We start from the raw sequence: 23,469 nt of genomic DNA on the forward strand, positions 1-23,469 counted from the left end.
GGACCCGGAGATCGACGAGATCGACACCGACGTGATGGTGCTCGGCGAGGTCCGTGCCGACGTCGAGATCGTGCAGGCCCTCGCCGGGCGCATCCCCGGCATGCGGGGCATCTTCGCCGGGCGGCTGCGCAACGCCCACCAGGTGGAGTCGCTGGTGGCGAACCTGATCTCCGTGAACCGCCGGTACAAGGCGCACGCGGGGCTCCGCGTCACGGACGTCTGACGGCATGGGGGACACTGGACGGCACCAGCAGTGCCCGCAGTGTCCCCCGACAGGAGTCGACCCGATGCCCCGCCTCGCCCTCTACGCCCTGATCGTCTGCCTCCTCGCCGTGGCCGCGGCCGTGGTGTCCTTCATGGAGGGCAGCTGGCTGGGGATCGTCTGGGTGCTGCTGGCGGGCCTGTCGTCCAACATGTGCTGGTACTACGTCAAGCGCGGCAAGCAGCAGAAGTCCGTCACGGGCTGACCCGTCAGGGAGCGGCCGAGCAGAACTCGTTCGAGCCCTGCCAGAAGCGGTACAGCTCCTGACCGCAGTACGTCTCGAAGTCGCTGATCCCGAGCGACTTCAGGAGCGAGTCGACCACGTCGAAGAACACGCCGTTGACCGCCGGCAGCCACAGCAGGGCGAACACGAACAGCAGGCCGAACGGCGCGAACGGCTCCACCTGCCGCCGGATGCCGTACGACAGCCAGGGCTCGATGACGCCGTAGCCGTCCAGACCCGGCACCGGCAGGAAATTCAGCAGCGCGGCCGTCACCTGGAGCAGCGCGAGGAAGGCCAGGGCGAACCGGAAGTCGCTCGGCACGCCGTCCAGCGCGTCCAGCCAGAACGGGGCCGTGCACACGACCGCGAAGAGTACGTTCGTCAGCGGACCGGCAGCCGAGATCAGACTGTGCTTCCAGCGGCCCTGGATCCGCCCGCGTTCGATGAACACCGCCCCGCCGGGCAGTCCGATCCCGCCCATGATCACGAAGATCACCGGGAGGACGATGCTCAGCAGCGCGTGCGTGTACTTCAGCGGGTTCAGCGTGAGGTAGCCCTTCGCGCCGACCGAGATGTCGCCGCTGTGCAGGGCGGTGCGCGCGTGCGCGTACTCGTGCAGGCAGAGCGAGACGATCCAGGCCGCCGTCACGAAGAGGAACACGGCGACCCCGGGCTGCTGCGCGAACCCGGTCCAGGTCGCCCACCCCGTGACCGCCGTCACGGCCAGAATCCCGGCGAAGACGGGACTGATCCGCCGCTCACTGTGGCGGCTGGTGGCGGTGGTCATGGGACTCCCTGCACTCTCGGCACTCTCGAACACGCGATGGGACGGCCCGACGGTACCGGGCGCAGCGGGAAAACGTCTCACGCGGGGCGGTCGGTTCCGGGGGTGCGGTGGCATCAGCCGGTCCCGCGCCGCCCGCCGCGCCGCCGAACTCCGTGACCGGCTCTCGGCGTACCGGGGACAATGGTCCCCGTGCGCTACCGCATTCTCGGCACCACGCAGGCGCTCCGCACCGACGGCACGGTCGTTCCGGTGGGCGGGGCACGGCTGCGTGCGCTGCTGACCGTGCTCGCCCTGCGGGCGGGCCGCACCGTGCCCGTCGGCCTCCTCGTCGACGAGGTGTGGGGCGGCGAGCCGCCCGCCGACGCCCCGGGGGCGTTACAGGCGCTGGTCGGGCGGTTGCGGCGGGCGCTCGGGCCGGACGCGGTCGCCTCCGCCGAGGGCGGGTACCGGCTCACGGCCGCGCCCGACGATGTCGACCTGCACCGGTTCGAGCGGCTTGCCGGTGAGGGGCTGCGGGCCCTGGCCGACGGCGACCCCGCCAAGGCGGCCGTGATCCTGGACGACGCCCTCGCCCTGTGGCGCGGCCCGGCCCTCGCCGACCTGCCCGACCGCGCCGCCGAGGCGGCCCGCCGGGACACCCGCCGCCTGGACGTGCTGCGCGCCCGCCACAGCGCCGCCCTCGCCCTCGGCCAGGCCGAGCAGTCCCTGCCGGAACTGACCGCCCTGTGCGACAGCCACCCCCTGGACGAGCCCCTCCAGACGCTGCGCCTGCGCGCCCTGCGCGACGCCGGCCGCACGGCGGAGGCGCTGGACGCGTACGAGGACGTGCGGCGGCTGCTCGCCGACCGGCTCGGGGCCGACCCGGGGCCGGAACTGCGCTCCCTGCACGCGCAGTTGCTGAAGCTGGGCGACGGCATCCCCGCGTCCGACCCCGCCGCGGACGCCCCGGCCGTCGGCAACCTGCGCGCTCGGCTCACCTCCTTCATCGGCCGCGAGAGCGACATCGAGGCCATCCGGCGCGATCTCACCGCCGCCCGTCTGGTGACGCTGCTCGGACCCGGCGGGGCCGGCAAGACACGGCTGTCGCAGGAGGCCGCCGAGACCGTACGGCACGCCATGCCGGGCGGCGTCTGGCTGGCCGAGCTGGCCCCGGTCGACGACCCCGCCGCCGTACCGGAGGCCGTGCTCACCGCCGTCGGCGCCCGCGAGACCGTGCTGTACGGCGCCGGCGCCGAGGGCATCCGGGCCGCCGTCGCCGACCGGCTCGACGACCCCGTCGAGCGGCTCGTCGAGCACTGTTCCAGACCCCGCATGCTGCTGATCCTCGACAACTGCGAGCACGTCGCCGAGGCCGCCGCCCGGCTCGCCGAGGAACTGCTGGAGCACTGCCCCGGCCTGACCGTCCTCGCCACCAGCCGGGAACCCCTCGGCGTGCCGGGGGAGTTGCTGCGGCCCGTGGAGCCACTGCCCGAGCCGGTCGCGCTGCGGCTGCTCGCCGACCGGGGCACGGCGGCCCGGCCCGGCTTCCGGACCGAGGACGACCCGCAGGCGTGCGCGGAGATCTGCCGGCGCCTCGACGGCCTGCCGCTGGCCATCGAACTGGCCGCCGCCCGGCTGCGGATGCTGACGCCACGCCAGATCGCCGACCGGCTCGACGACCGCTTCCGTCTGCTCACCTCCGGCAGCCGTACCGTCCTGCCCCGCCAGCAGACCCTCAGAGCCGTCGTCGACTGGTCCTGGGACCTGCTCGACGAGGACGAACGGGACGTCCTGCGGCGGCTGTCGGTATTCGCGGGCGGCTGTGACCTGCCCGCAGCCGAGGCGGTGTGCGGGCCGGTCGCCCTGGAGGCGCTCGGCTCCCTCGTCGACCGCTCCCTGGTCGTGGCCACGCCGCCCGGCGAGTCGGGCGACGGCGAGATGCGCTACCGGCTGCTGGAGACCGTCACCGAGTACGCCGCCGAGCGGCTGGACGAGTCCGGGCAGCGCGCCGACGCCGAGCGCGCCCACCTGACGTACTTCCGCGAACTCGCCCGCACCGCCGACCCGTTGCTGCGCGGCCCGGACCAGCTCGCCGCGATCCGCCGGCTGGAGCGGGAGTACGAGAACCTGCGCACCGCCCTGCGCCACGCCGTCGCCCTGCGCGACGAGCAGGAGGCGCTGTGCCTGACGCTGTCCCTCGTCTGGTACTGGCAGATGCGCGACCTGCGCATCGAGGCCCGCAACTGGTGCCGCGAGGTCATGGCCCTCGGCCCCGACCCCTTCACTGAGCCCGTCCGCAGCGCCGCCCCGGTGTGGCAGCGCTGCACCGACGCTCCGCCCCCGATGACCGGCGAGGTCCTGTGGGAGGCCCGGCGCGGAGTCCACCTGGCGCATCTCGCCTGTATGGACACGGAACTGGACGCCTGGCAGAACCCGCGCTCCCAGCGGAAGTTGCTGACCATCTCCCGGACCTACGAGCCCGGCCTGCCGCAGAACTGCCGGCTCCCCGGCCTGCTCTGGTTCTTCGCCGTGATGCTGACCGGCGACATGGACCGGCTGCGCGTCATCATGGACGCGTCCATCCGCACCTGCCGGGAGACCCCGGGCTTCGACTGGGAGCTGGCCTCCGGCCTCCAGATGCGGGCCAACTTCCTCGCCAACCGCACCGACTGGGCGGGCGACGCCGCCCGCGACGCCGACGAGTCGCTGGAGATCTACCAGCGCCTCGGTGACGCCTGGGGCACCGCCGAGGCCCTCTCGGCGCGCGCCGAGGCCCACGAACGCGAGGGCGCCTACGCCCTGGCCGCCGCCGACTACGAGGCGGCCATCGCGCACGCCGAACGGATCGGCGCCCGCGCCCAGGCGGCCGTCCTCGCCGCCCGGCTGGGCAGCGCGCTGCTGGAGGCGGGCGAGGGCGAGCGCGGCGAGCGGCTGCTGCGCGAGGTGATCGCCCGGCGCGAGGACTCGCACAGCGAGGCCATGCCCGCCGCCCGCCTCTTCCTGGCCGGCTGGCTCGGCGTGACGGGCCGCGTCCCGGAGGCGCGCGAGCAACTGCGGCGGCTGCGCGAGGACTTCCGTATCGCCCACTTCATCGTCTTCGACGCGTACATCCTCGGCACGGAGGCGTGGCTGGACGCCGTGGAGGGACGGTACGAGGAGTGCCTGGACCGGATCCGCAAGGCACTGGAGCGGGCCGCCGACCCGCTGTCCGAGGCCGTCGCGCCCCATATGCGCTCCGGGTACCTGATCATCGGCGCCTGGGCCCTGGCCGCCCTCGACGACGGGCGGCGCGCCGGGGACGCGGCCCGCTGCCTGGGCGCCTTCGACGCCCTGCTGCCGTCCGGCCACGTCGCCCAGCGGCAGGAGCGCGAGACCCGCGATCAGGCGGAGCGGTGGGCCCGGGCGCTGCTCGGCGACCCGACGTACGAGACCGCGTACGCGGAGGGCGGCGGCCTCTCCCTCGACGAGGCCACCGCCCTGCTCTGACGCGGATCCCTTACGGCCGGTCAGCTCTTCGTGCGGAACTTGTGGATCGCGATGGGAGCCATCACCGCCGTGATCGCCACCGACCAGCCCACGGTCATCCACAGGTCGTGCGCGACCGGGCCGCCCACCATCAGACCGCGCGCGGCGTCCGCCAGCGAGGACAGCGGGTTGTAGTCGGTGAAGTTCTGCAACCAGCCCGGCATCGACTGGGTCGGCGCGAAGATCGACGAGCCGAACTGGAGCGGCATCAGCACCAGGAAGCCCATGGCCTGCACGGACTGTGCGTTCTTCATGATCACGCCAAGTGTGAGGAAGATCCACATGAGGGCGGACCCGAACAGCGCGGACAGTCCCACGGAGGCGAGCAGACCGGGCCAGTTGGTGATGTCGAAACCCACCAGCACACCGACGATCATGAGGATCGCGGTCGCGATCAGCATCCGCATCATCTCGACCGCGATCTTCGCGAACAGCACCGAGCCGCGGCCGATCGGCAGCGACCGGAAGCGGTCCATGACACCGGTGTTGAAGTCCTGGTTGAAGCCGGTCCCGACCCCCTGGGCCATGTTCATGCCCATCATGGCCATCAGGCCCGGGACGATGTACTGCACATACGCCTCCTGCCCGCCGCCGAGCGCCTGCCCGATGGACCCGCCGAAGACGTACACGAACAGCAGCGTGAAGACGACCGGGAACAGCACGGCGTCGAACATCGACTCCGGGTCCTGGCGGATCCACAGCAGGTTGCGGCGGACCAGCGCACCGGTGTGCCGCAGATGCCCGCGCAGCGGGATACGGGCGTCCGGTTCGACGTGGGTGACGGCAGCCGCGCTCATACGGCGACCTCCTCGCGGGTGTCGGTGGGCACGGCGTCCTGCGGGGCACTGGCGCGGTGGCCGGTGAGCGACAGGAACACCTCGTCCAGGCTGGGGAGTTCGGTGGTGATGGAGGCAAGGGTGGTACCGCGCGCGGTGATCGCGCCGACCACGGCGGTCAGCTGCTCGTCGCTGAGGACCGGTACGAGCACGGCACCGCGCTCGGCGTCCACGGTCGTCGTCGCGAGCCCGGTGATGCCGAGCTCGTCCAGCGCGCCGGCCAGCGGCAGCAGCTGCGCCGGGTCGGCCGGCCGCACCCGCAGGGTCCGCCCGCCGACCTTCGCCTTCAGCTGCTCGATTCCGCCGTTCGCGATGACCTTGCCCCGGTCGACGACGGTCAGCTCGGAGGCGAGCTGCTCGGCCTCCTCCATGTACTGGGTGGTCAGCAGTACGGTCACGCCGTCCACCACCATGCGCTTGACCTCGTCCCACACCTCGTTGCGGGTGCGCGGGTCCAGGCCGGTGGTCGGTTCGTCGAGGTAGAGGACGGCCGGCCGGCCGATCATCGAGGCGGCCAGGTCGAGGCGCCGTCGCATGCCGCCGGAGTACGTGGCCGCCGGCCGCTTCGCGGCCTCGGTGAGCGAGAACCGCTCCAGCAACTCGTCGGCACGCGCGCGCGCCTCCTTGCGGGGCAGGTCCAGCAGCCGTCCGATCAGGTACAGGTTCTCCCAGCCGGGCAGCTTCTCGTCGACGGAGGCGTACTGCCCGGTGAGCCCTATCACCCTCCGCAACTGCCGCGGCTGCCGTACGACGTCGTACCCGGCGACGGTCGCCTGTCCCGAGTCGGGCTTCAGCAGGGTGGACAGGATCCGCACCAGGGTGGTCTTCCCGGCCCCGTTCGGCCCGAGCACCCCCATCACGGTGCCCTCCCGCACGTCCAGGTCGACCCCGTCCAGCGCCTTGGTCTCGCCGTAGTGCTTCACCAGCCCCCGCACGGTCACAGCGGCGCCGCCGGTGTTCTTGTCGATTCGCGTCATGCCCCTGACGGTGTCAGCTCCTACCGACAAATCACCGACAGACTGCCGACAGCCCTTGTCGGTGGCCGACAGCGCTCTGACGAGACTGACTGACTACGTCGTGTCCGCCGGTTCCCACAGCAGTACGACACGGTCGCGTCCGGCCGTGGCGATCAGCGTGCGTCCGCCGACGTCCGGGACCGTGCACACAGCGCTCACCCACGTGTCCTCGTGGCCGCTCAGCGGCTCGCAGAGCGGTTCACGGGTGGCCGGGTCCCACAGGCGGAGCAGCCCGTCCCGGCCGATCGTGACGAGGCGCGGTCCGTCGGGGCCCGGCAGGGCGCACATTCCGGTCACCCAGTTGTGGGCGTGCAGCGGCTCGCCGACGGGTTCGCAGGTGACCGGGTCCCACAGCCACACGAGGCCGTCGCGGCCTCCGGTCGCCAGCAGCGTCCGGCCGTTGACGCCGGGCAGGGCGCACAGGGTTTCCACCCAGTTCCGGTCGAACTCGCTTCGGGGCCGCATCCTCCTGCCGACCTGGCGGCGTGCTTGTGGGTCGTACAGCTGTACGGAGGTCTTTCCGGTGATCACGGCGACGAGTGCGCGGCCGTCGACGTCGGGCACCGCACAGACCGCGTGGCGCTCGGCCCCGCCGTGCTCACCGGCGAGGGGTTCGCCCAGCGGCTCTCCGGTCTGCGCGTCCCACAGCTGCACCCACATGCCGCGGTCGGACGTGGCGAGCAGCGTGCGTCCGGCCACACCGGGCACGACGCACATCGCGGACAGGGGCCGCCAGCGCGCTGTGACGGCCGGCCCGATCTGGTTGCCGGTCACCGGGTCCCAGCGCCTCACGTGCTTGTCCCCGTGCGCGCTGACGATCATGGGATGCCCGTCGATCCCTGTGACCGCGCACACCGCCATCGTCCAGTTGGACCGAGGCCAATCGGCCCGCTGCCTGTCGGCACGCGGGATATCGAGCCAGTCCCGGACCTGTTCGCCGGTGGCCGGGTCCCACAGCCGGATCGACGCGTCATGGCCGCCGCTGGCGACCAGCGTCCTGCCTTCGACGGCCGGGACGGAACACAACGCCCTGACCCAGCCGCTGTGGCCCTCCGAAGGCGGGTCGGCCAGATTGTCGCTCGACAAATCCCACAGCCGCACGGTTCCGCTGCCGCTGAGCCCGCCCATCTCGACGCTCGCCAGTTGCACACCGCCGTCGCCGGAGGACACCGCGCACAGGGACGTCACCTCACTGGTGTTGCCCGTCAGAGCGGGGCCCCACGGCTCACCCGTCGCGGTGTCCCGCAGCCGGATGGTCCCGTCGTCACTGCCCACGGCGACCAGCGAACGGCCCTCGGGGCCGGGCACCGCGCACAGGGCCGTCGCCTTGTCCGCCGACTCCGTCAACGGCCGGCCGACCTGTTCGCCGGTGACCGGATCCAACAGCTGAACGGGACCCTCGTAGGGTCCGATCGCCAGCAACGTGCGGCCGTGACCGTCGGGCACGGCGCACAGCGTCGTCATCAGACCGCCCGCCATGGTGCTGACCGGCCGACTGCGGCCAGGTTTCCACAGCCGCAGCCCTGTGTGGTCCACGGTGGCCAGCACCGTGTGGCCGCCGGGGCCGGGCACCGCACAGACCCTGAGCGAGATCCCCTGCAAAGGGGCGGGCAGTGCGCCGGCCTGCCGCCCGGTGGCCGGGTCCCACCACCGAACCGACCCGCTCCGATTGGCGGTCACCAGCAGGTCGTGGCCGCCGGGGCCGGGCATCGCGCACACGTCGGTCACGGGATCGTCGTCACCGGTCGACAGCGCACCGCTCAGCTCTCCGGTCGACGGGTCCCAGATCGGAACCGATCCGTCCTCGCGGCCGACGGCCAGCAGTGTGCGGCCGTCCCCGGTGCGCAGGGTGCAGACGCTGTTGACCCACCGACTGGGACGGTCGATCGGCGGCACGTCCTGATCGTCCTCCGGGCCGGCCAGGACGCCGAGCAGGTCACCGGAGCCCGGGTCCCACAGCATCACCGTCCCGTCGATACCGCCGACGGCGAGCAGGGGCGGTCCGCCGCCGACGCGCACGGTGCACACGTGCCGCGGAGCGTGGGTGGTGAGCACCCGGTGCGAGACGCCCGACCACCAGGCCGCCCGCAGGCGCCACGGCCAGCTCTGCCCGGCCGTACACGCCTCGGCCAGCTCGGCGCAGCGGTTCTTGCGCGCGTGCACGTGCAGCCACCACAGCCGGCGTTCGGTCTCGGGCTCCTGCCGCCAGGCGTGCAGGGCCAGTTCGTAGGCGCCTAGCGCGCGGCGGCCGGTGGCCGTGGTGAGGTCGGACCGGTGCCGCAGCAGCGACGGGGGATCGACGGCCAGCAGGAACCCGGGCGTGAGCACCAGTTCCTCCAGCCGGCCGGCCCTGGCCGCGTGCAGGGGCAGCCAGTAGGGCGCGTACCCGTCGAGGCGCGACCAGTCGCCGTCCGAGGGAACCAGCCATTCGGTGACGCGGCGGTGTGCGGTCCGCAGCGCCGCGCGCAGCTCCCGGCGCATCCCCGCGTCCCGCCGGCCGGGCTTGCTCGCGAAGAGGTCGCGCAGGCTCTGGTGGCGGATGGCGTACAGGCCGTCATCGGGTCCGGCGTCCCCTCCGTCCTCATGCCTGAGGAAGGGGCGGAACACCCGGTCCAGCCACCGGCCCGTCGCCCTGCGGTCCGTGCCCGCGAGCTCGGCCAGCACGTCCGGCGCGGCCGGGGCCTGCACGGCGGCGAGCAGGGCGAGCACCGGCTCTCCGACTCCGTCCCAGTCCGGATCGCTCCGCCAGCGCGAGATCTGCTCCTCGTAGTAGCCGGCGAGGCCGTCCGGCAGGCGGCCGACCTCGTCCGGCGAGCGGGTGCCCTGGGCGATCTCGTCGAGGACGTACTGCGCGTACATCCACACCCCGGCGCAGCGTTCGGCCAGTTCGGCCGCGAACAGGTCCGGGGGAGTGCCCCGCGCGTGGACGGCCTCGCGCAGGGCGGTGCCGGGCTCGCCGACCCGCAGGGTGAGGTAAGCCAGCAGGTCCCGGCGGTTCTCCGCGCCGTCCACCTGGATCTCCAGTACGTCGGTCCGCCCTCTGAGAGCCGACAGGCTGGTGCCGAACCGGCTGGTCGCCAGGATGTGCACACCGCGGGGCAGATGCTGGGGCCGCGGCAGGCCGAGGGGTACACCGGTGTCACTCGCGGACGCCGGGGGTTCGGCCTCGTCGAGACCGTCCACGACCAGGACCAGCGGTGTCGACGGCGCCTCCCGGTCCCGCCGGGCCGCGGCGGCGCGCAGCACCTTCAGCAGCCAGTCCGGGCGGTCCGCGTTCTCCGGTAACAGCTCACCCGGGCGGCACAGCTGGTCCTCCAGGTGCCATTGCCGCACGAGTTGGGCGGCCAGGTTCTTACGGGCGATCTCGGGGTTGCGGCCGCCGTCGAGCGCGGTGAAGTGCTGCGGCCAGCCTCTGTTCGTCGCCAGGTGAGCGGCCAGGCTCGTCTTGCCGATACCGGCCTCGGACAGGATGAGCACGTAACCCTTGTCCTGGTGTGCCAGCGCGTCGTCCACCTGCTCGACGAGCCACGCCCGGCCGGTGAAGCGCGCCAGGTCGAGGGCGTCGACCAGCGGCGCCGGATCGACGAACGCATCGTCGAGCCGGGCGAACGAGCCGTACTGGATCGACACGGTCACCGGTGCGTTGATGTCCCGCGCCGTCACGGACCCCGCGCCCGCTGCCGCCGCCGCGTCGGCCGGAAGGCCGCTGACGTGGGTCGACACCGGGGCCTTGATGTCCCGGCCTGCACGCACGGCGCCGGGGCCGAGCTCGTGTCTCATCGCTCAGGGTCCGCAGGAGGCGCCGGAGCGGCGGGAGGCGCAGTGAAGTCGACGTGGGTGGAGACCTCGCCCGCGATGTCCCTGCCCGCCTGTACGGCTCCCGCGCCGTCGCAGACCCCGGACTCGGTCGGCAGCCCGGACACGCGTGTGGACACCCGCGCCGTGATGTCCCGCCCCGCGCCGACACCGCCGGGGCCGGGACGCGACGGTTGCTGGTTCTGCTGGCGGAATGCCAGAAAACCCGCCAGGCATGCCGAGAGAGCGACGACCGCCGCGAGAGCGATCCACCAGCCCCAGCCGGCCCCCACCTGCTCGAGCACCACCGAGGTCACCACACCCAGCACCACGGTCGCGCCGGCACCAACGGCAGCGATGACCCGCGCACTCGCCATGAGACCCCCTCGGTTCACCGGTCGCGACGCGTGACGAGGATAGCGGCGCCGGTTCGGGCGCAAAAAGGGGCGCAGCCCCGCCGACGGGGGAAGATCGGCGGGGCTGGCCGGTACCGCATTGGCTCAGTGGACGGAGTGCTCCTCCAAGGGGAACGTTCCGCCGACCACGTCCTCGGCAAACGCCTTCGCCGCGTTCCCCATGACCTCACGCAGATTCGCGTACTGCTTCACGAACTTCGGGACGCGACCGCCGGTCAGACCCAGCATGTCCGTCCACACCAGCACCTGCGCGTCCGTCTCGGGACCCGCACCGATCCCCACCGTCGGGATGTGCAGCACCCGCGTCACCTCGGCCGCCAGCTCCGCCGGAACCAGCTCCAGCACCACGGCGAACGCTCCCGCGTCCTGCACGGCCTTGGCGTCCCGCAGCAGCTGGTGGGCCGCCTCCTCGCCCCGCCCCTGCACGCGATAGCCCATCGAGTTGACGGACTGAGGGGTCAGGCCGATGTGCGCCATGACCGGGATGCCGGACTCGACGAGCAGCCGGATCTGCTCGTGCGACCGCTCGCCCCCCTCCAGCTTCACGGCCTGCACGCCCGCCTCCTTCACCAGCCGGGTCGCCGAGCGCAGCGCCTGCACCGGGCCCTCCTGGTAGGAGCCGAAGGGCAGATCGCCGACGATCAGGGCGCGCGAGGTGCCCCGTACGACCGCCGCCGACAGCATGGTCATCTCGTCGAGGGTGACGGGCACGGTCGTCTCGTACCCGAGGTGGCAGTTGCCCGCCGAGTCGCCGACGAGCATGACCGGGATCCCGGCCTCGTCGAAGACGGAGGCGGTCATCGCGTCGTAGGCGGTGAGCATGGGCCACTTCTCGCCGCGCTCCTTGGCGGCGGCGATGTCCCGCACGGTGATGCGGCGGGTGCCCTTGCCGCCGTACAGCGTCTTGCCGCTGTCGGAGGACTTCTTCTGAGCACTCTGGGCAGCCGGAAGCTGCGTCATTGCACGGCTCCTCACACGTCATCTCGAGGCGCCCTGACGGCGTCCCCGGACCACGTCCATGGTGGCACCTCGTGTCATCCAGGGCTAGGGGAGCCCCTGTGAGTTCCGCCCCGGCGCCGTGAAGCACAGTGCACGTAAGGGCTCGGTAAAAGTATTCCAATACGAGACGGTATCGTATCGAAACGACTCTAGGGTCGACGGCATGACTACTGCCGACCGTGCCGCCCCCACCGGCCCTCGCATACCGGAAGCGGTGCACCGGCGCCGCTGGGCGATCCTCGGCGTGCTGATGCTCAGCCTGCTGATCGTCGTCCTCGACAACTCGATCCTGAACGTCGCCATCAAGACGATCTCCACACCCGCCCCGACCGGCCTGGGGGCCACGCAGAGCGAGCTGGAGTGGGCGATCAACGCCTACACCCTCGTCTTCGCGGGTCTGCTGTTCAGCGCCGGTCTGCTGGGGGACCGGCTGGGCCGCAAGAAGGTGCTGCTCGGCGGGCTCGCGGTGTTCGGCGTCGGCTCCGCGCTCGCCGCCTTCTCCGGCTCCCCGGGCGAGCTCATCGCCTTCCGGGCCGTCATGGGCCTCGGCGCCGCGTTCGTCATGCCGGCCACGCTCGCCGTCCTCATGAACGTCTTCGAGCGGGAGGAGCAGCCGAAGGCCATCGGCATCTGGGCGGGCGGCGTCGGCCTCGCCATCGCCATCGGCCCGATCACCGGCGGCGTGCTCCTCGACCACTTCTGGTGGGGCTCGGTCTTCCTCGTCAACGTGCCGATCGTGCTGCTCGCGCTCGCGCTGATGCTGTGGCTGGTGCCCGACTCCCGCGACCCGAAGCCCGGCCGTATCGACCCGATCGGTGTCGTGCTGTCCGTCGTCGGCCTGGTGCTGCTCGTCTACGGCATCATCAAGGGCGGCCAGCTCGCCGACTTCACCGACGCCACCGTGCTGGCGACGATCGGTGCGGGGCTCGCCGTGCTCGTCGCCTTCGTGCTGTTCGAGAAGCGCACCGACCACCCGTCCATCGACGTCACGTACTTCAAGAACAAGGTCTTCTCGGCCGCCATCGCCGCCATCGCGCTGGTCTTCTTCGCGCTGATGGGCGTGACCTTCTTCTCGGTCTTCTACACGCAGAGCGTGCGCGGCTACTCGCCGCTCCAGACCGGTCTGCTGATGCTGCCGCTGGCCGCCGCCCAGCTGATCTTCGCGCCGCGCGCCCGGCTGCTGGTCGACCGCTTCGGCAACAAGGCCACCACGACCGCCGGAATGCTGGTCATCGCCGCGATGCTGGCCGCCTTCGCCACGCTCGACGCCGGCACGCCCATCTGGATCCTGGAAGTGATCTTCTTCCTGATGGGCACCGGCATGGCGCACATCATGACGCCGGTCAGCGTCGTCATCATGCAGGCCCTGCCCCGCGAGAAAGCCGGCTCGGCCTCCGCCCTCAGCAACACCTTCCGGCAGGTCGGCGGCGCCCTGGGCATCGCCGTCCTGGGCTCGGTGCTGTCCGCGGCGTACCGCACGGGCATCGAGGACAAGCTCGACCGGCTGCCGCCGGCCGTCCGGCACACCGCGGGGGAGTCCATCGAGGCCACCCTCGGCGTCGCCGCGAAGCTGGGCCCGCAGGGCAAGGCCCTGGTCGCCCCGGCCTATGACGCGTTCCTGCACGCGATGCATGTCACCGCCCTGTGGGGAGCGGGTGTCGCACTGATCGGCGCGGTCGTCGTGGCGCTGTTCCTGCCCGGCAGGCAGCCGGAGCCGCAGCAGGGGGAGGAGGAAAGGGAGTTGTCGGACGCGCGGTCGTAGACCTGCGCGAGAATCATCCTCATCCTGCCCAGGAAAGGACGCAGCGACGTGAGCCTCGCCGAACGGCATCCCCGGCCAGGCGGCCCTGCGAGGGGCCGCCCCAGAAGCGAGGCCGTCGAGCGCGCCATCATCGAGGGCGTGATGAGGCTCCTGGAGGAGGGCGTGCCCCTCGCGGAGCTGTCCATCGAGCGGATCGCCCGCACCGCCGGTGTCGGCAAGGCCACCATCTACCGCCGCTGGAGCGGCAAGGAGGAACTCTTCGCCGACGTCCTGCGCGCCGCCGAACCCCCCGGACCCCCGCTCCCCGGCACCTCCATGCGCGACGACCTCGTGGTCCTGCTGGAACAGGCGCGCCGGCGCGGCCTGGCCAACCGCTCCTCGGCGATCCTGACCAACGTGCACGCCCAGATGAAGAGCAGCCCGAAGATCTGGGCGGCGTACGAGGCCGCCGTCCTCGCACCGCGCCGCCGGCTCGGCCTGGAGATCCTGCGCCGGGGGCAGGAGAACGGCGAACTGCGCACGGACGTCGACATCGAACTGCTGAGCGACATGTTCATCGGCCCCGTACTCGTGCGCTCCGTCCTGCGCCCGGGCGCCGACCTCCCCGACGACCTCGCCGCCCAGGTCGTCGACACACTCCTCGAAGGCCTACGGCCCGTCAGTTCCGCAGCTCACGGGCCCTAGTGTGCGCGTTTCGTCACAGAGGGCGCTTACTTCGGGCCTGATCGGAACTCGTCCCGTGGGATCGAACGTCCTCGCCCCCGTACGGCCGTCGAGGGACGGCGGGAACGGAACGGATCATCCCCTAGGGTCGTAGACACGGGGGCGATGGTGTGCACGGCAGGCAGTGAGGCGACGGTATGGCGCAGCAGCAGGCGTACATGACGGAGACGGCAAACGGCGGCTCGGGGCCCGAGCCCCGGGGAGACCGGCTTCGGCGCCTGTTCGACCGGTTCCTCGGCGACTGGCGCGGGGACCGGCAGATCTGGCGGCGCGGGATTTTCGTGGCCGCGTGCGCGGTGCTGCTGGCCGTGGTCATGGTGCTGCACTCGCGCATCCCGAACGCGATCGGCAACCTGGGCAGCCTCGTCGAGACGTTCCTGCCCTGGCTCGGCCTCTTCGTCCCGGTGCTGCTCCTCGTCGCCGTGGTCCGCAAGTCCGCTACCGCCCTGATCGCGGTACTGCTGCCGGCCATGGTCTGGCTGAACCTCTTCGGCGGCCAGGTCAGCGACAAGACCGCCACCGGCGGCGACCTCACCGTGGCCACGCACAACGTCAACGCGGACAACCCCGACCCGGCCGGCACCGCCCGTGACGTGGCCGCCTCCGGCGCGGACGTGGTGGCCCTGGAGGAGCTGACGGCGGACGCGGTCCCGACGTACGAGCGGGCGCTGGACCCGACGTACCCGTACCACTCGGTGCAGGGCACGGTCGGGGTGTGGAGCAAGTACCCGCTGACCGGCGTGCGGGCCGTCGACATCGACCTGGGCTGGACGCGGGCCATGCGCGCCACCGTGACCGCCCCGGCCGGGCAGGTCGCCGTCTACGTCGCCCACCTGCCCTCCGTGCGCGTGAAGATGGAGGCCGGGTTCACGGCCCGGCAGCGCGACCGGAGCGCCGACTTCCTGGGCGAGGCCATCGCCCACGAACCGCTGAAGAACGTCGTGCTGCTCGGCGATCTGAACGGCACGATGAACGACCGCGCGCTCAACGCCGTCACCTCCCAGATGCGCTCCACGCAGGGCGCCGCCGGCAACGGCTTCGGGTTCAGCTGGCCGGCGTCGTTCCCGATGGCGCGCATCGACCAGATCATGGTCAGGGGCCTGAAGCCGGAGAGCTCGTGGACCCTCCCGCAGACCGGCAGTGACCATCTGCCCGTCGCGGCCCGTGTGAGTGTCACCACAGGCGGCTGAGGAAAACCGCAGCTCAGGTCCTGTTCGGCAGGAGTCGGCAACCGCGGCTTCACTTCCCGGAGGCCTCGCGGAATAGTTGGCCTGCGAGACTTTGTTCCGTACTTGAACATACGAAGTCACGACGTACGAAACACCGCAAGTCTCGAAAGGCTCCCTCATGCCCCTGGCCCTGCTCGCCCTCGCCGTGGGCGCCTTCGGCATCGGTACGACCGAGTTCGTGATGATGGGGCTGCTGCCCGATGTCGCGGACGACCTGAACATCTCGATACCCAGCGCCGGCCACCTGGTGTCGGCGTACGCGCTGGGCGTCGTCATCGGCGCCCCGCTGCTGGCCGCGGTCACCGCCCGGATGTCCCGCCGCACCGTCCTGATCGGGCTGATGGGGCTGTTCGTCGCGGGCAACGCGCTGTCGGCCCTGGCTCCCGACAACGGCTGGCTGCTGGCGGCCCGCTTCCTGAGCGGTCTGCCGCACGGCGCCTTCTTCGGCGTCGGCGCCGTCGTCGCGACGAACATGGTCGCCCCCGAACGCAAGGCCCGCTCGGTCTCCCTGATGTTCCTCGGCCTGACGGTCGCGAACGTCGTGGGTGTGCCCGTCGCGACCCTCATGGGCCAGCAGCTCGGCTGGCGGGCGACCTTCCTCGGCGTCAGCGCCATCGGCCTGGCGGCGATCGCCGCGCTCGCGTTCCTGATCCCGCACGACCACGAGCACGCCACCGCTAAGGGCCTGCGCGGCGAACTGGCCGCCCTGCGCTCCGTCCCGGTCTGGCTGTCGCTCGGCACGACGGTCGCGGGCTTCGGCGCCCTCTTCGCGGCCTACAGCTACATCACGCCCATGCTCACGGGCGCCGCCGGGTACACCGGCGCCAGCGTGACCCTGCTGCTGGCCCTGTTCGGTGTCGGCGCGACCGCCGGCAACCTGCTGGGCGGCCGCCTGGCCGACCACTCCCTGCGGGGCACGCTGTTCGGCGGCCTGGGCGCTCTGGTGGCGGTACTGACGCTGTTCCCGCTGCTGATGCGCACGGAACTCACCGCCGCCGTCGCCGTGATCCTGCTCGGCATGGCGGCCTTCGCCACCGGCTCCCCGCTCCAGCTGATGGTCATGGACAAGGCCGCGGCGGCCCCGTCCCTGGCCTCCTCCGCCAACCAGGCGGCCTTCAACCTGGCCAACGCCGGCGGCGCCTGGATCGGCGGCCTCGCCCTGGCCGCGGGCTTCGGGGTCACCTCCCCGGCCCTGGCCGGCGCGGCCCTGGCCGTGCTCGGCCTCGGCGTGGCGTCGCTGGCGTACGCGGTGGACCGGCGCAGCGCGCCGGCCGGCGGCCGCGAGCGGGTCGTGGCGAGCCATGTCCCGCAGGAGGCGGAAGCGTTGCGCCGCTGACCGAGGCCGGTGCGCCGACGCTGTGACGCGGGCGGCGGTCTGCGGGTATGCCCCGCGGACCGCCGCTCTGTGCGTACGGGACCGCTGCCCCTGCTTCTGCCCGGGGACCGCGCGTACGGCAACCGAGAGGCCCCGGCAGGTCGGTCTCTCACTTCGGCGCACGGGGAACACCCCGCCGGTTCCGGGAGGTTCTCTGTGAACCACTCCCGGACATACGGAGGTTGTCAGTGCTGGCTGCGCGCTACCACCGCTACGGCGGTCCAGGGGTCCTCACCGTGGAGGAGGCCGAGGAACCCCACGCCGGCCCGGGGCAGGTCCGTATCTCGGTGCGTGCCACGGGCGTCACCCCCGCCGACTGGTACCTGCGCTCCGGGATGCTGAAGGAGATGGCCTCCCTGCGGTTCCCCCGCATCCCCGGCATGGACGCCGCCGGAGTCGTCGACGAGGTCGGCGAAGGCGTGACCGGCACCTCCGTGGGAGACGCGGTGTTCGGCCTCGTCCCCCTGGATCGGCTGGGCGGGGCCGCCGCTCGGTACGCGGTGCTGGAGGCATGGGCTCACAAGCCCCGGGCCTGGTCCTTCGAGACGGCGGGCGGTGCCGCGGGCAACGTCGAGACAGCCACACGCGTGCTGGACGCCCTCGGGGCCGCCGAGGGCATGACCCTCCTGATCGAGGGCGCGGCCGGCGGCGCCGGCACGATGACCGCGCAGCTGGCCAGGGCCCGCGGACTGACCGTGATCGGCACCGCGAGCGAACGCAACCACCACTTCCTCGACGAACTCGGCGTCACCCCGGTCACCTACGGTCCCGGCCTGGCCGCGCCTGGCCCCACTCGCTCCCCAGGGCGTCGACGTGGTGCTGGACGCGGCGGGCAAGGGCTCCCTCGCCGACCTGGTGACCATCGCCGCAGACCCGCACCGCGTGGTGACGATCGCCGACTTCGACGCCGCCCGCCACGGAGTACGGTTCTCCCGCTCCGGCGTGGGCGAGCCCGGCTGGTCAGGACTGCCGTACGCCGCGTCCCTCGCTGAGGAAGGCCGCCTCACCGTCCCGGTGCACAGGCTGTTCCCACTGCGGGACATCGCCGCGGCGCATGAGGAGAGCGCCCACGGCCACGCGCGCGGCAAGATCGTCGTCACCGTGCCCTGAGGCACAGGACCTCTCGCGGGGCGGTGACCACGCCCCGAGCCGGGTGCCGCTCTCGGCGACGGCCCCGCCGGGCTCGGCGCTCGGCGGGTCCGCCCGAGGGTCTCGTCAGACCGACTCCCGCCACCCGTTCGTGATCGGCAGTCGGCGGTCCTTGCCGAAGCCCTTCGCCGAGATCTTCGTCCCCGGCGGGTACTGCCGCCGCTTGTACTCCGCCGTGTCGACCATGCGCAGGGTCTTCGTGACCAGCGCCCGGTCGTAACCGGCCGCGACGATCTCGTCGGCGCCCCGGTCCCGGTCGACATAGAGCTCCAGGATCGCGTCCAGCACCGGGTAGTCGGGGAGCGAGTCCGTGTCGACCTGGCCCGGGCGGAGTTCCGCGCTCGGAGGCTTGGTGATGGAGTTCTCGGGGATCGGCGGGGTCTGGCCGCGTTCCCGGGCGGCCCGGTTGCGCCACTCGGCCAGGCGGAAGATCGACGTCTTGTAGACGTCCTTGATGGGGCCGTAGGCGCCCACCGAGTCGCCGTAGAGCGTCGAATAGCCGACTGCCAGTTCCGACTTGTTGCCGGGGGCCAGGACGATGTGGCCCTCCTGGTTGGAGATGGCCATGAGCAGCGTGCCGCGCAGGCGTGACTGGAGGTTCTCCTCGGCCAGGCCCGACAGGCCCAGGGAGCCCATGTACGCGTCGAACATCGGCTCGATGGCGACCGTGCGGTAGTTCAGGCCGGTGCGGCGGGCCAGTTCCGCCGCGTCGTCCTTGGAGTGGTCCGAGGAGTACTTCGACGGCATCGACACGCCGTACACGTTCGGCGCGCCCACCGCGTCACAGGCGATCGCCGCGACCAGCGAGGAGTCGATGCCGCCCGACAGGCCGATCAGGACGGACTTGAAGCCGTTCTTCGCGACGTACGCCCGCAGGCCCACCACCAGCGCCGAGTAGACCTCCTCGTCGTCGTCCAGCCGGTCCGCGTAGCCACCGGTGAGCTCGGGCTCGTACGGCGCCAGAGGCTTCTCCGACAGCACCACGCGGTCGATGCGCAGGCCGTCGTCCACACGCTGCCCATTGGCGACTCCGTCGCGGGCCGTCGGCGCGTCCGCCGAGGCCGCCGGCAGGTCCAGGTCCAGGACGACGCAGCCCTCGGCGAACTGCGGCGCCCGCGCAACGACCTCGCCGTCCTTGTCCACGACGATCGAGTCGCCATCGAACACCAGCTCGTCCTGGCCGCCGATCATGGCGAGGTAGGCCGTGGTGCAGCCGGCCTCCTGGGCCCGCTTGCGGACCAGCTCCAGGCGCGTGTCGTCCTTGTTGCGCTCGTAGGGGGAGGCGTTGATCGAGACCAGCAGGCCAGCCTGCGCCGAGCGCGCCGCGGGGACACGGCCGCCGTCCTGCCAGAGGTCCTCGCAGATGGCCAGGGCGACATCGACGCCGTGGACCCGCAGGACCGGCATGCTGTCGCCGGGCACGAAGTAGCGGAACTCGTCGAAGACGCCGTAGTTCGGCAGGTGGTGCTTGGCGAAGTTCAGGACCACCTCGCCGCCGTACAGCACCGCCCCCGCGTTCTGCGGCGCGCCGGCCGGCTGGCCGTACTTCGGCTGGGCGGTCGCGCAGCGGTCGAGGTAGCCGACGATCACCGGCAGCTCGCCGAAGCCCTCGTCGGCCAGGCGGACGGCAAGGCTCCGCAGCGCCGCCCGGGAGGCCTCCACGAAGGACGGCCTGAGGGCCAGGTCCTCGACGGGATACCCGGTCAGCGCCATCTCGGGGAACGCCACGAGATGCGCTCCCTGCTCGGCGGAGTGCCGGGTCCAGCGGACGATCGACTCGGCGTTCCCGGCGAGGTCGCCGACGCTCGAGTCGATCTGGTTCAGGGCGAGACGTAGTTGAGGCACGGGCCCAGTGTAATCGTCAGAGCGACGCAATGGGGTGGTGTGGGTCACCCCACACCACCCCGTTCCCCTTGCGGAGGTCAGCCGGCGGAAGTCAGCGGCGCCGGTACGACTCGACGTAACCGCTCGCGGGCGTGCCCACGCCGGTGACGTCGTCGTAGCCCTTCACGGCCGAGAGCGAGCTGTCCTTGCCCAGGCTGCGCACGGACGTGGCCAGACCGCCCGTGGCGTCGTAGCCGTTCACGAAGTCGACGCGGGCCACGGCCAGGCCGGAGCCCGTCGGGTCGTCGGTGACGTCGTGGTAGGCCTTCGAGCCGGCCTTGGCGTAGATCACCGGGTTGGCGAAGCCCATCGGCGTGCCGCCGCGGGCCTCCTGGGCCAGCGCCTGGACGGCGGCGATGGTCGGCGCGGCGAGCGAGGTGCCGCCGATGCGGTACTCGCCGTACGCCTGAGACGTGCCGTCGGGCAGGGTCTGCGTCTGGCCGACCAGGAAGCCGGTGTTCGGGTCGGCGATCGCCGCGATGTCCGGCACGACGCGGTTGCCGTCCGCGCTGTTGGCCTTCGCCAGCGCGCCCGGCACGACACCCTTCTGGTACGAGGGCTCGGCGACGGTCCTGCTGGTGCCGCCGCCCGCGCCGGAGGTGAAGGCGCCGGGGAAGTCCGTCCAGCTCTTGCCGTCGGCCGACAGGTTCGCCTTGTCGGTGCCCCAGCCGGTCTCCCAGAGGTACGTGTCGTTCTTGCCGACGGCGAGCGATGTGCCGCCGACGGCGGTCACCCACGCCGAGTCGGCCGGGGAGTCGACCTGCTTCGTCCCCGAGGCGGCGACCTCGTCGCCGTCGTCGCCGGAGGAGAAGTAGAAGCCGATGCCCTCGACCGCGCCCAGCTGGAAGACCTGGTCGTAGGCGGCCGCCAGGTCGGGTGTCTGCGCCGCCTCGACCTCGCCCCAGGAGTTGGAGACGATGTCCGCCAGGTGGCTGTCGACGACCTTGCCGAGCGCGTCGAGCAGGTCGCTGTCGTTGCAGGAGGCGGCGCCCACGTAGGTGACGTCGGCGGCCGGCGCGACCGCGTGCACGGCCTCGACGTCCAGGGTCTCCTCGCCGTACCAGCCGGAGGCCGAGCAGTCCTTGGTGTCCGTGTAGTTCTTGGGCAGCACATGGTGCAGCTGGCCGGTCTTCCAGGCCGCGTCGCCGTGCTTTCCGGCGTAGGTGGCCGCGTCGTAGGCGATCGTCGGCGAGGCGTACGCGTCCGTGATGGCGACCCGGACGCCCTTGCCGGTGCGCGTGCCCGCGCCGTAGGCGGCCCGCAGCTGCTTGCCGGTGTAGCCCTTGACCACGTACGGGATCTTCGTGTCGTACGCCTCCGGCAGCGTGCTCGCGGTCTTCGAGCCGTAGTACGAGGAGAACGGCCCGGCGTTGCGGAACACGGTGTCCGGCGGCGGCAGCTGGTCGTCGTGCGTGACCATGTGCGGGGCGTTGTCCAGGCCGGTGACCGTCAGCACGGCGCCGGCCAGGCTCGCCGGCACGGAGGCGGTGCTCGCCGGGGCGCGGTATGTCTTCGAGCCCTTGGCGAAGTCGTGCAGCTGGGCGCCGAACGCCTTCTCGGCGGCGGCCACGTCACCGGTGACGGAGACGTAGTGCCGCGTGACGCCGGTGACCTTCAGACCGGCGGAGGTCAGCCAGGCCTTCACGGCCGCCACCTGAGCCTTGGTCGCGCCGAAGCGGGCCTGCGCCTGCCTGGCGGTCAGGTACTTGCCGTACGCGGCCGACGCCGGGTCGGAGACGGCCTTGGCGTACCCGGCGAGGCCGGCCGCGTCGCGGCCCCGGAGGTAGACCCGGGCCGACACCCCGGCGCCGTCGGAGGTGGCGCCCTTGTCGGCCCTGGCCGTGGCCCATGCGGGCTTGGTCCCGGCGAGCAGGTCGCGGAGCGGGTGGTCGGCGGCGTGTGCCGCGGGTATGCCGAGCGCCAGCGCGCCGGCGAGCATCGGCAGTGTCGCCGCCATGCTCACTCCGGCGCGCACCTTGGCGCGGTTGGATCTCATGGAACCCCCTGTGCGGTTCGACGCGAGTGGATCACTCGACGGTCGCCACTCTCGCGACGAACCGTTCATGCCAGGGGAATGCGCAACCCAAGAAGCGCTCTACGGAGGCCAAGAGGAGGCCAAGAGGCCGCAATACAGGGCGATTTGGAGCTTACGCCCTACGAGCGCGGTGCGGCGCCCCGCTCCCTCAGCATGTCCGCCATCAGGCCGATCTCCGACCGCTGCGCGTCCACCATGCCCTGCGCGAGCCGCTTCTCCACGCCCACCGTGCACTCGTCGACACAGCCCTGGGCCATGTGAACGCCGCCCTGGTGATGGTCCGTCATCAGCTGGAGGTAGAAGATCTCCGCCTGCTTGCCGCTGAGCTCGCCGAGCTTCTTCATCTCCGTGTTGGTCGCCATGCCCGGCATCAGCGCGCCGTCCTTGCCGGAGGCCATGTCACCCATGTCCATCCACGTCATCGGCGGCTCCGAGGACACCTTGGGCAGCCCCCACAGGTCGAGCCAGCCGATCATCATGCCGCGCTGGTTGGCCTGTGTCTGCGCGATGTCGTACGCGAGGCGCCGCACCTCCTCGTCCTTGGTGCGGTCGCGCACGATGTACGACATCTCCACGGCCTGCTGGTGGTGCACCGCCATGTCCCGGGCGAACCCGGCGTCCGCGGACTCGGCGGACGGGGTCCTGCCGCCGCCGTCGTCCCCGGCGACGGCGTAGGTGATCGCCCCGGTCGCGACGAGCGCCGTCACCGCGGCCCCCGCGATCAGACCGGCCTGCCTCACTGCGACAGGCCGTTCGTGCAGGCGGCGCCCGGCTCGGGCGTCTGCTTGCCCTGGACGAACTTCTCGAAGAACTTGTCGACGTTCGGGTCGCTCGCGCCCGTCACCGTGCGCTGGTGACCCCACGCCGAGAGCATGATCGGGTCCTTCTGGCCGTCCAGCGGGCTCATCAGCGTGTACGGCGTCTTCTTCACCTTCGCCGCGAGCGCGTCGATGTCGGCCTTCTTCGCGTCGGCGTTGTACGTCACCCACACCGCGCCGTGCTCCAGCGAGTGCACGGCGTTGGTGTTGTTGATCTCCTTGGTGTAGACGTCGCCGTTGCAGTTCATCCAGACCTGGTTGTGGTCACCGCCGACCGGCGGCACGGAGGCGTACTTCACCGCCTTGCTGACGTGGTTGCGGGCCAGCTCGCCTTCCCAGGTCTTCACGCCGTCCTTGCCCGTGACGAACTTCCCCTTGGCCGAGGAGTCGCTCGCCGCGGTGTCGCTGCCGCCGTCGGACTGGGACCGCACGAGCACGACGCCGCCGGCGACGAGACCGCAGACGATCACGACGCTGGCCGTGATGGTGAGGATCCGGTTGCGGCGCTCACGGGCCTGCTCGGCGCGCCGCATCTCCTCTATCCGCGCCTTGCGGTCCGTGTTGCTCTTCTTGGCGGAGCCCATGGAGTGTCCTTCGTGGGGAAAGTGGGACGGTCGGGTGAGCTGATCGTAATGGGGGAGACCGGGCCCCTCGTA

At 71.9% G+C, this 23,469-nt stretch carries 16 protein-coding genes and 2 pseudogenes; 8 read left to right on the forward strand and 10 right to left on the reverse strand.

Annotated elements, in window-relative coordinates; genetic code table 11:
* Together AOQ53_RS25515 and AOQ53_RS25520 are read left to right on the forward strand one after the other, a co-directional pair.
* Window positions 1–223, forward strand: a pseudogene (locus AOQ53_RS25515) (NADPH-dependent F420 reductase); the annotation flags it as partial.
* Window positions 224–287: 64 nt separating this feature from the next.
* The gene (locus AOQ53_RS25520; protein ID WP_059420737.1) at window positions 288–467 is read left to right on the forward strand and encodes a hypothetical protein; all 180 of its coding nucleotides are present in this window, start codon (window positions 288–290) and stop codon (window positions 465–467) included.
* 4 nt (window positions 468–471) lie between these two features.
* Here the strand turns inward: AOQ53_RS25520 and AOQ53_RS25525 are convergent, their stop codons facing one another.
* On the reverse strand, window positions 472–1,272 hold the full coding sequence (locus tag AOQ53_RS25525; protein WP_059420738.1) for a site-2 protease family protein: 801 nt from the start codon (window positions 1,270–1,272) through the stop codon (window positions 472–474).
* Between the two features lie 180 nt (window positions 1,273–1,452).
* Here AOQ53_RS25525 and AOQ53_RS25530 point away from each other — a divergent pair, with 180 nt between their 5' ends.
* Window positions 1,453–4,737, forward strand: a complete 3,285-nt coding sequence (locus tag AOQ53_RS25530) for a BTAD domain-containing putative transcriptional regulator (protein ID WP_059420739.1) — start codon at window positions 1,453–1,455, stop codon at window positions 4,735–4,737.
* A gap of 20 nt (window positions 4,738–4,757) precedes the next feature.
* Here the strand turns inward: AOQ53_RS25530 and AOQ53_RS25535 are convergent, their stop codons facing one another.
* From AOQ53_RS25535 to panB, 5 genes are all read right to left on the reverse strand, one after another.
* Complete coding sequence (locus AOQ53_RS25535; protein WP_059420740.1) at window positions 4,758–5,573, reverse strand: ABC transporter permease; 816 nt, start codon at window positions 5,571–5,573, stop codon at window positions 4,758–4,760.
* Window positions 5,570–6,589 (reverse strand): ATP-binding cassette domain-containing protein, encoded by a 1,020-nt coding sequence (locus AOQ53_RS25540; protein ID WP_059420742.1) that lies wholly within the window; start codon window positions 6,587–6,589, stop codon window positions 5,570–5,572. Before AOQ53_RS25540 ends, AOQ53_RS25535 begins: the two co-directional genes overlap by 4 nt.
* Before the next feature lie 93 nt (window positions 6,590–6,682).
* A complete protein-coding gene (locus tag AOQ53_RS25545; protein WP_059420744.1) occupies window positions 6,683–10,408 on the reverse strand; it encodes an AAA family ATPase in 3,726 nt (1,241 codons plus the stop codon).
* The gene (locus tag AOQ53_RS25550) at window positions 10,405–10,800 is read right to left on the reverse strand and encodes a hypothetical protein (protein ID WP_059420746.1); all 396 of its coding nucleotides are present in this window, start codon (window positions 10,798–10,800) and stop codon (window positions 10,405–10,407) included. The genes AOQ53_RS25545 and AOQ53_RS25550 overlap by 4 nt, the downstream gene beginning before the upstream one ends.
* A gap of 123 nt (window positions 10,801–10,923) precedes the next feature.
* A complete protein-coding gene (panB, locus tag AOQ53_RS25555) occupies window positions 10,924–11,799 on the reverse strand; it encodes a 3-methyl-2-oxobutanoate hydroxymethyltransferase (protein ID WP_059420747.1) in 876 nt (291 codons plus the stop codon).
* A gap of 202 nt (window positions 11,800–12,001) precedes the next feature.
* Between panB and AOQ53_RS25560 the strand changes: the two genes are divergently transcribed.
* The 5 genes and pseudogenes from AOQ53_RS25560 to AOQ53_RS25580 all read left to right on the forward strand — a co-directional run bounded on the left by AOQ53_RS25560 (window position 12,002) and on the right by AOQ53_RS25580 (window position 18,037).
* Window positions 12,002–13,600 carry an MFS transporter gene (locus AOQ53_RS25560; protein ID WP_059420749.1) on the forward strand — a complete coding sequence of 533 codons (1,599 nt, stop codon included), beginning with the start codon at window positions 12,002–12,004 and terminating at the stop codon, window positions 13,598–13,600.
* Window positions 13,601–13,648: 48 nt separating this feature from the next.
* Window positions 13,649–14,284, forward strand: coding sequence for a TetR/AcrR family transcriptional regulator (locus AOQ53_RS25565; RefSeq protein ID WP_059420753.1), 636 nt, complete (start codon window positions 13,649–13,651; stop codon window positions 14,282–14,284).
* 197 nt (window positions 14,285–14,481) lie between these two features.
* Window positions 14,482–15,513, forward strand: coding sequence for an endonuclease/exonuclease/phosphatase family protein (locus tag AOQ53_RS25570; RefSeq protein ID WP_236711818.1), 1,032 nt, complete (start codon window positions 14,482–14,484; stop codon window positions 15,511–15,513).
* A gap of 157 nt (window positions 15,514–15,670) precedes the next feature.
* Entirely contained in the window at window positions 15,671–16,888 is a 1,218-nt protein-coding gene (locus tag AOQ53_RS25575) for an MFS transporter (RefSeq protein ID WP_059420756.1), read from the forward strand.
* Window positions 16,889–17,115: 227 nt separating this feature from the next.
* Window positions 17,116–18,037 (forward strand): annotated as a pseudogene (locus tag AOQ53_RS25580) (NADP-dependent oxidoreductase).
* A gap of 105 nt (window positions 18,038–18,142) precedes the next feature.
* Here AOQ53_RS25580 and AOQ53_RS25585 read toward each other — a convergent pair.
* From AOQ53_RS25585 to AOQ53_RS25600, 4 genes are all read right to left on the reverse strand, one after another.
* Window positions 18,143–19,921, reverse strand: a complete 1,779-nt coding sequence (locus AOQ53_RS25585) for an NAD+ synthase (RefSeq protein WP_059420759.1) — start codon at window positions 19,919–19,921, stop codon at window positions 18,143–18,145.
* A gap of 91 nt (window positions 19,922–20,012) precedes the next feature.
* Window positions 20,013–21,956, reverse strand: a complete 1,944-nt coding sequence (locus AOQ53_RS25590; protein ID WP_059420760.1) for a S53 family peptidase — start codon at window positions 21,954–21,956, stop codon at window positions 20,013–20,015.
* Window positions 21,957–22,114: 158 nt separating this feature from the next.
* Window positions 22,115–22,735, reverse strand: a complete 621-nt coding sequence (locus AOQ53_RS25595) for a DUF305 domain-containing protein (protein ID WP_059420762.1) — start codon at window positions 22,733–22,735, stop codon at window positions 22,115–22,117.
* Entirely contained in the window at window positions 22,732–23,397 is a 666-nt protein-coding gene (locus tag AOQ53_RS25600) for a DUF3105 domain-containing protein (protein ID WP_059420763.1), read from the reverse strand. Before AOQ53_RS25600 ends, AOQ53_RS25595 begins: the two co-directional genes overlap by 4 nt.
* Window positions 23,398–23,469 lie beyond the last annotated feature (72 nt).

The sequence above is a fragment of the Streptomyces azureus genome (assembly GCF_001270025.1).
GTDB classification, from domain to species: Bacteria; Actinomycetota; Actinomycetes; order Streptomycetales; family Streptomycetaceae; genus Streptomyces; species Streptomyces azureus.

Coding starts and splice junctions, on each gene's coding strand:
- AOQ53_RS25575 (WP_059420756.1), top strand. CDS start 15,671: ATGCCCCTGGCCCTGCTCGCCCTCGCCGTGGGCGCCTTCGGCATCGGT.
- AOQ53_RS25520 (WP_059420737.1), top strand. CDS start 288: ATGCCCCGCCTCGCCCTCTACGCCCTGATCGTCTGCCTCCTCGCCGTG.
- AOQ53_RS25600 (WP_059420763.1), bottom strand. CDS start 23,397: ATGGGCTCCGCCAAGAAGAGCAACACGGACCGCAAGGCGCGGATAGAG.
- panB (WP_059420747.1), bottom strand. CDS start 11,799: ATGACGCAGCTTCCGGCTGCCCAGAGTGCTCAGAAGAAGTCCTCCGAC.
- AOQ53_RS25545 (WP_059420744.1), bottom strand. CDS start 10,408: ATGAGACACGAGCTCGGCCCCGGCGCCGTGCGTGCAGGCCGGGACATC.
- AOQ53_RS25560 (WP_059420749.1), top strand. CDS start 12,002: ATGACTACTGCCGACCGTGCCGCCCCCACCGGCCCTCGCATACCGGAA.
- AOQ53_RS25535 (WP_059420740.1), bottom strand. CDS start 5,573: ATGAGCGCGGCTGCCGTCACCCACGTCGAACCGGACGCCCGTATCCCG.
- AOQ53_RS25570 (WP_236711818.1), top strand. CDS start 14,482: ATGACGGAGACGGCAAACGGCGGCTCGGGGCCCGAGCCCCGGGGAGAC.
- AOQ53_RS25590 (WP_059420760.1), bottom strand. CDS start 21,956: ATGAGATCCAACCGCGCCAAGGTGCGCGCCGGAGTGAGCATGGCGGCG.
- AOQ53_RS25525 (WP_059420738.1), bottom strand. CDS start 1,272: ATGACCACCGCCACCAGCCGCCACAGTGAGCGGCGGATCAGTCCCGTC.
- AOQ53_RS25530 (WP_059420739.1), top strand. CDS start 1,453: ATGGTCCCCGTGCGCTACCGCATTCTCGGCACCACGCAGGCGCTCCGC.
- AOQ53_RS25540 (WP_059420742.1), bottom strand. CDS start 6,589: ATGACGCGAATCGACAAGAACACCGGCGGCGCCGCTGTGACCGTGCGG.
- AOQ53_RS25550 (WP_059420746.1), bottom strand. CDS start 10,800: ATGGCGAGTGCGCGGGTCATCGCTGCCGTTGGTGCCGGCGCGACCGTG.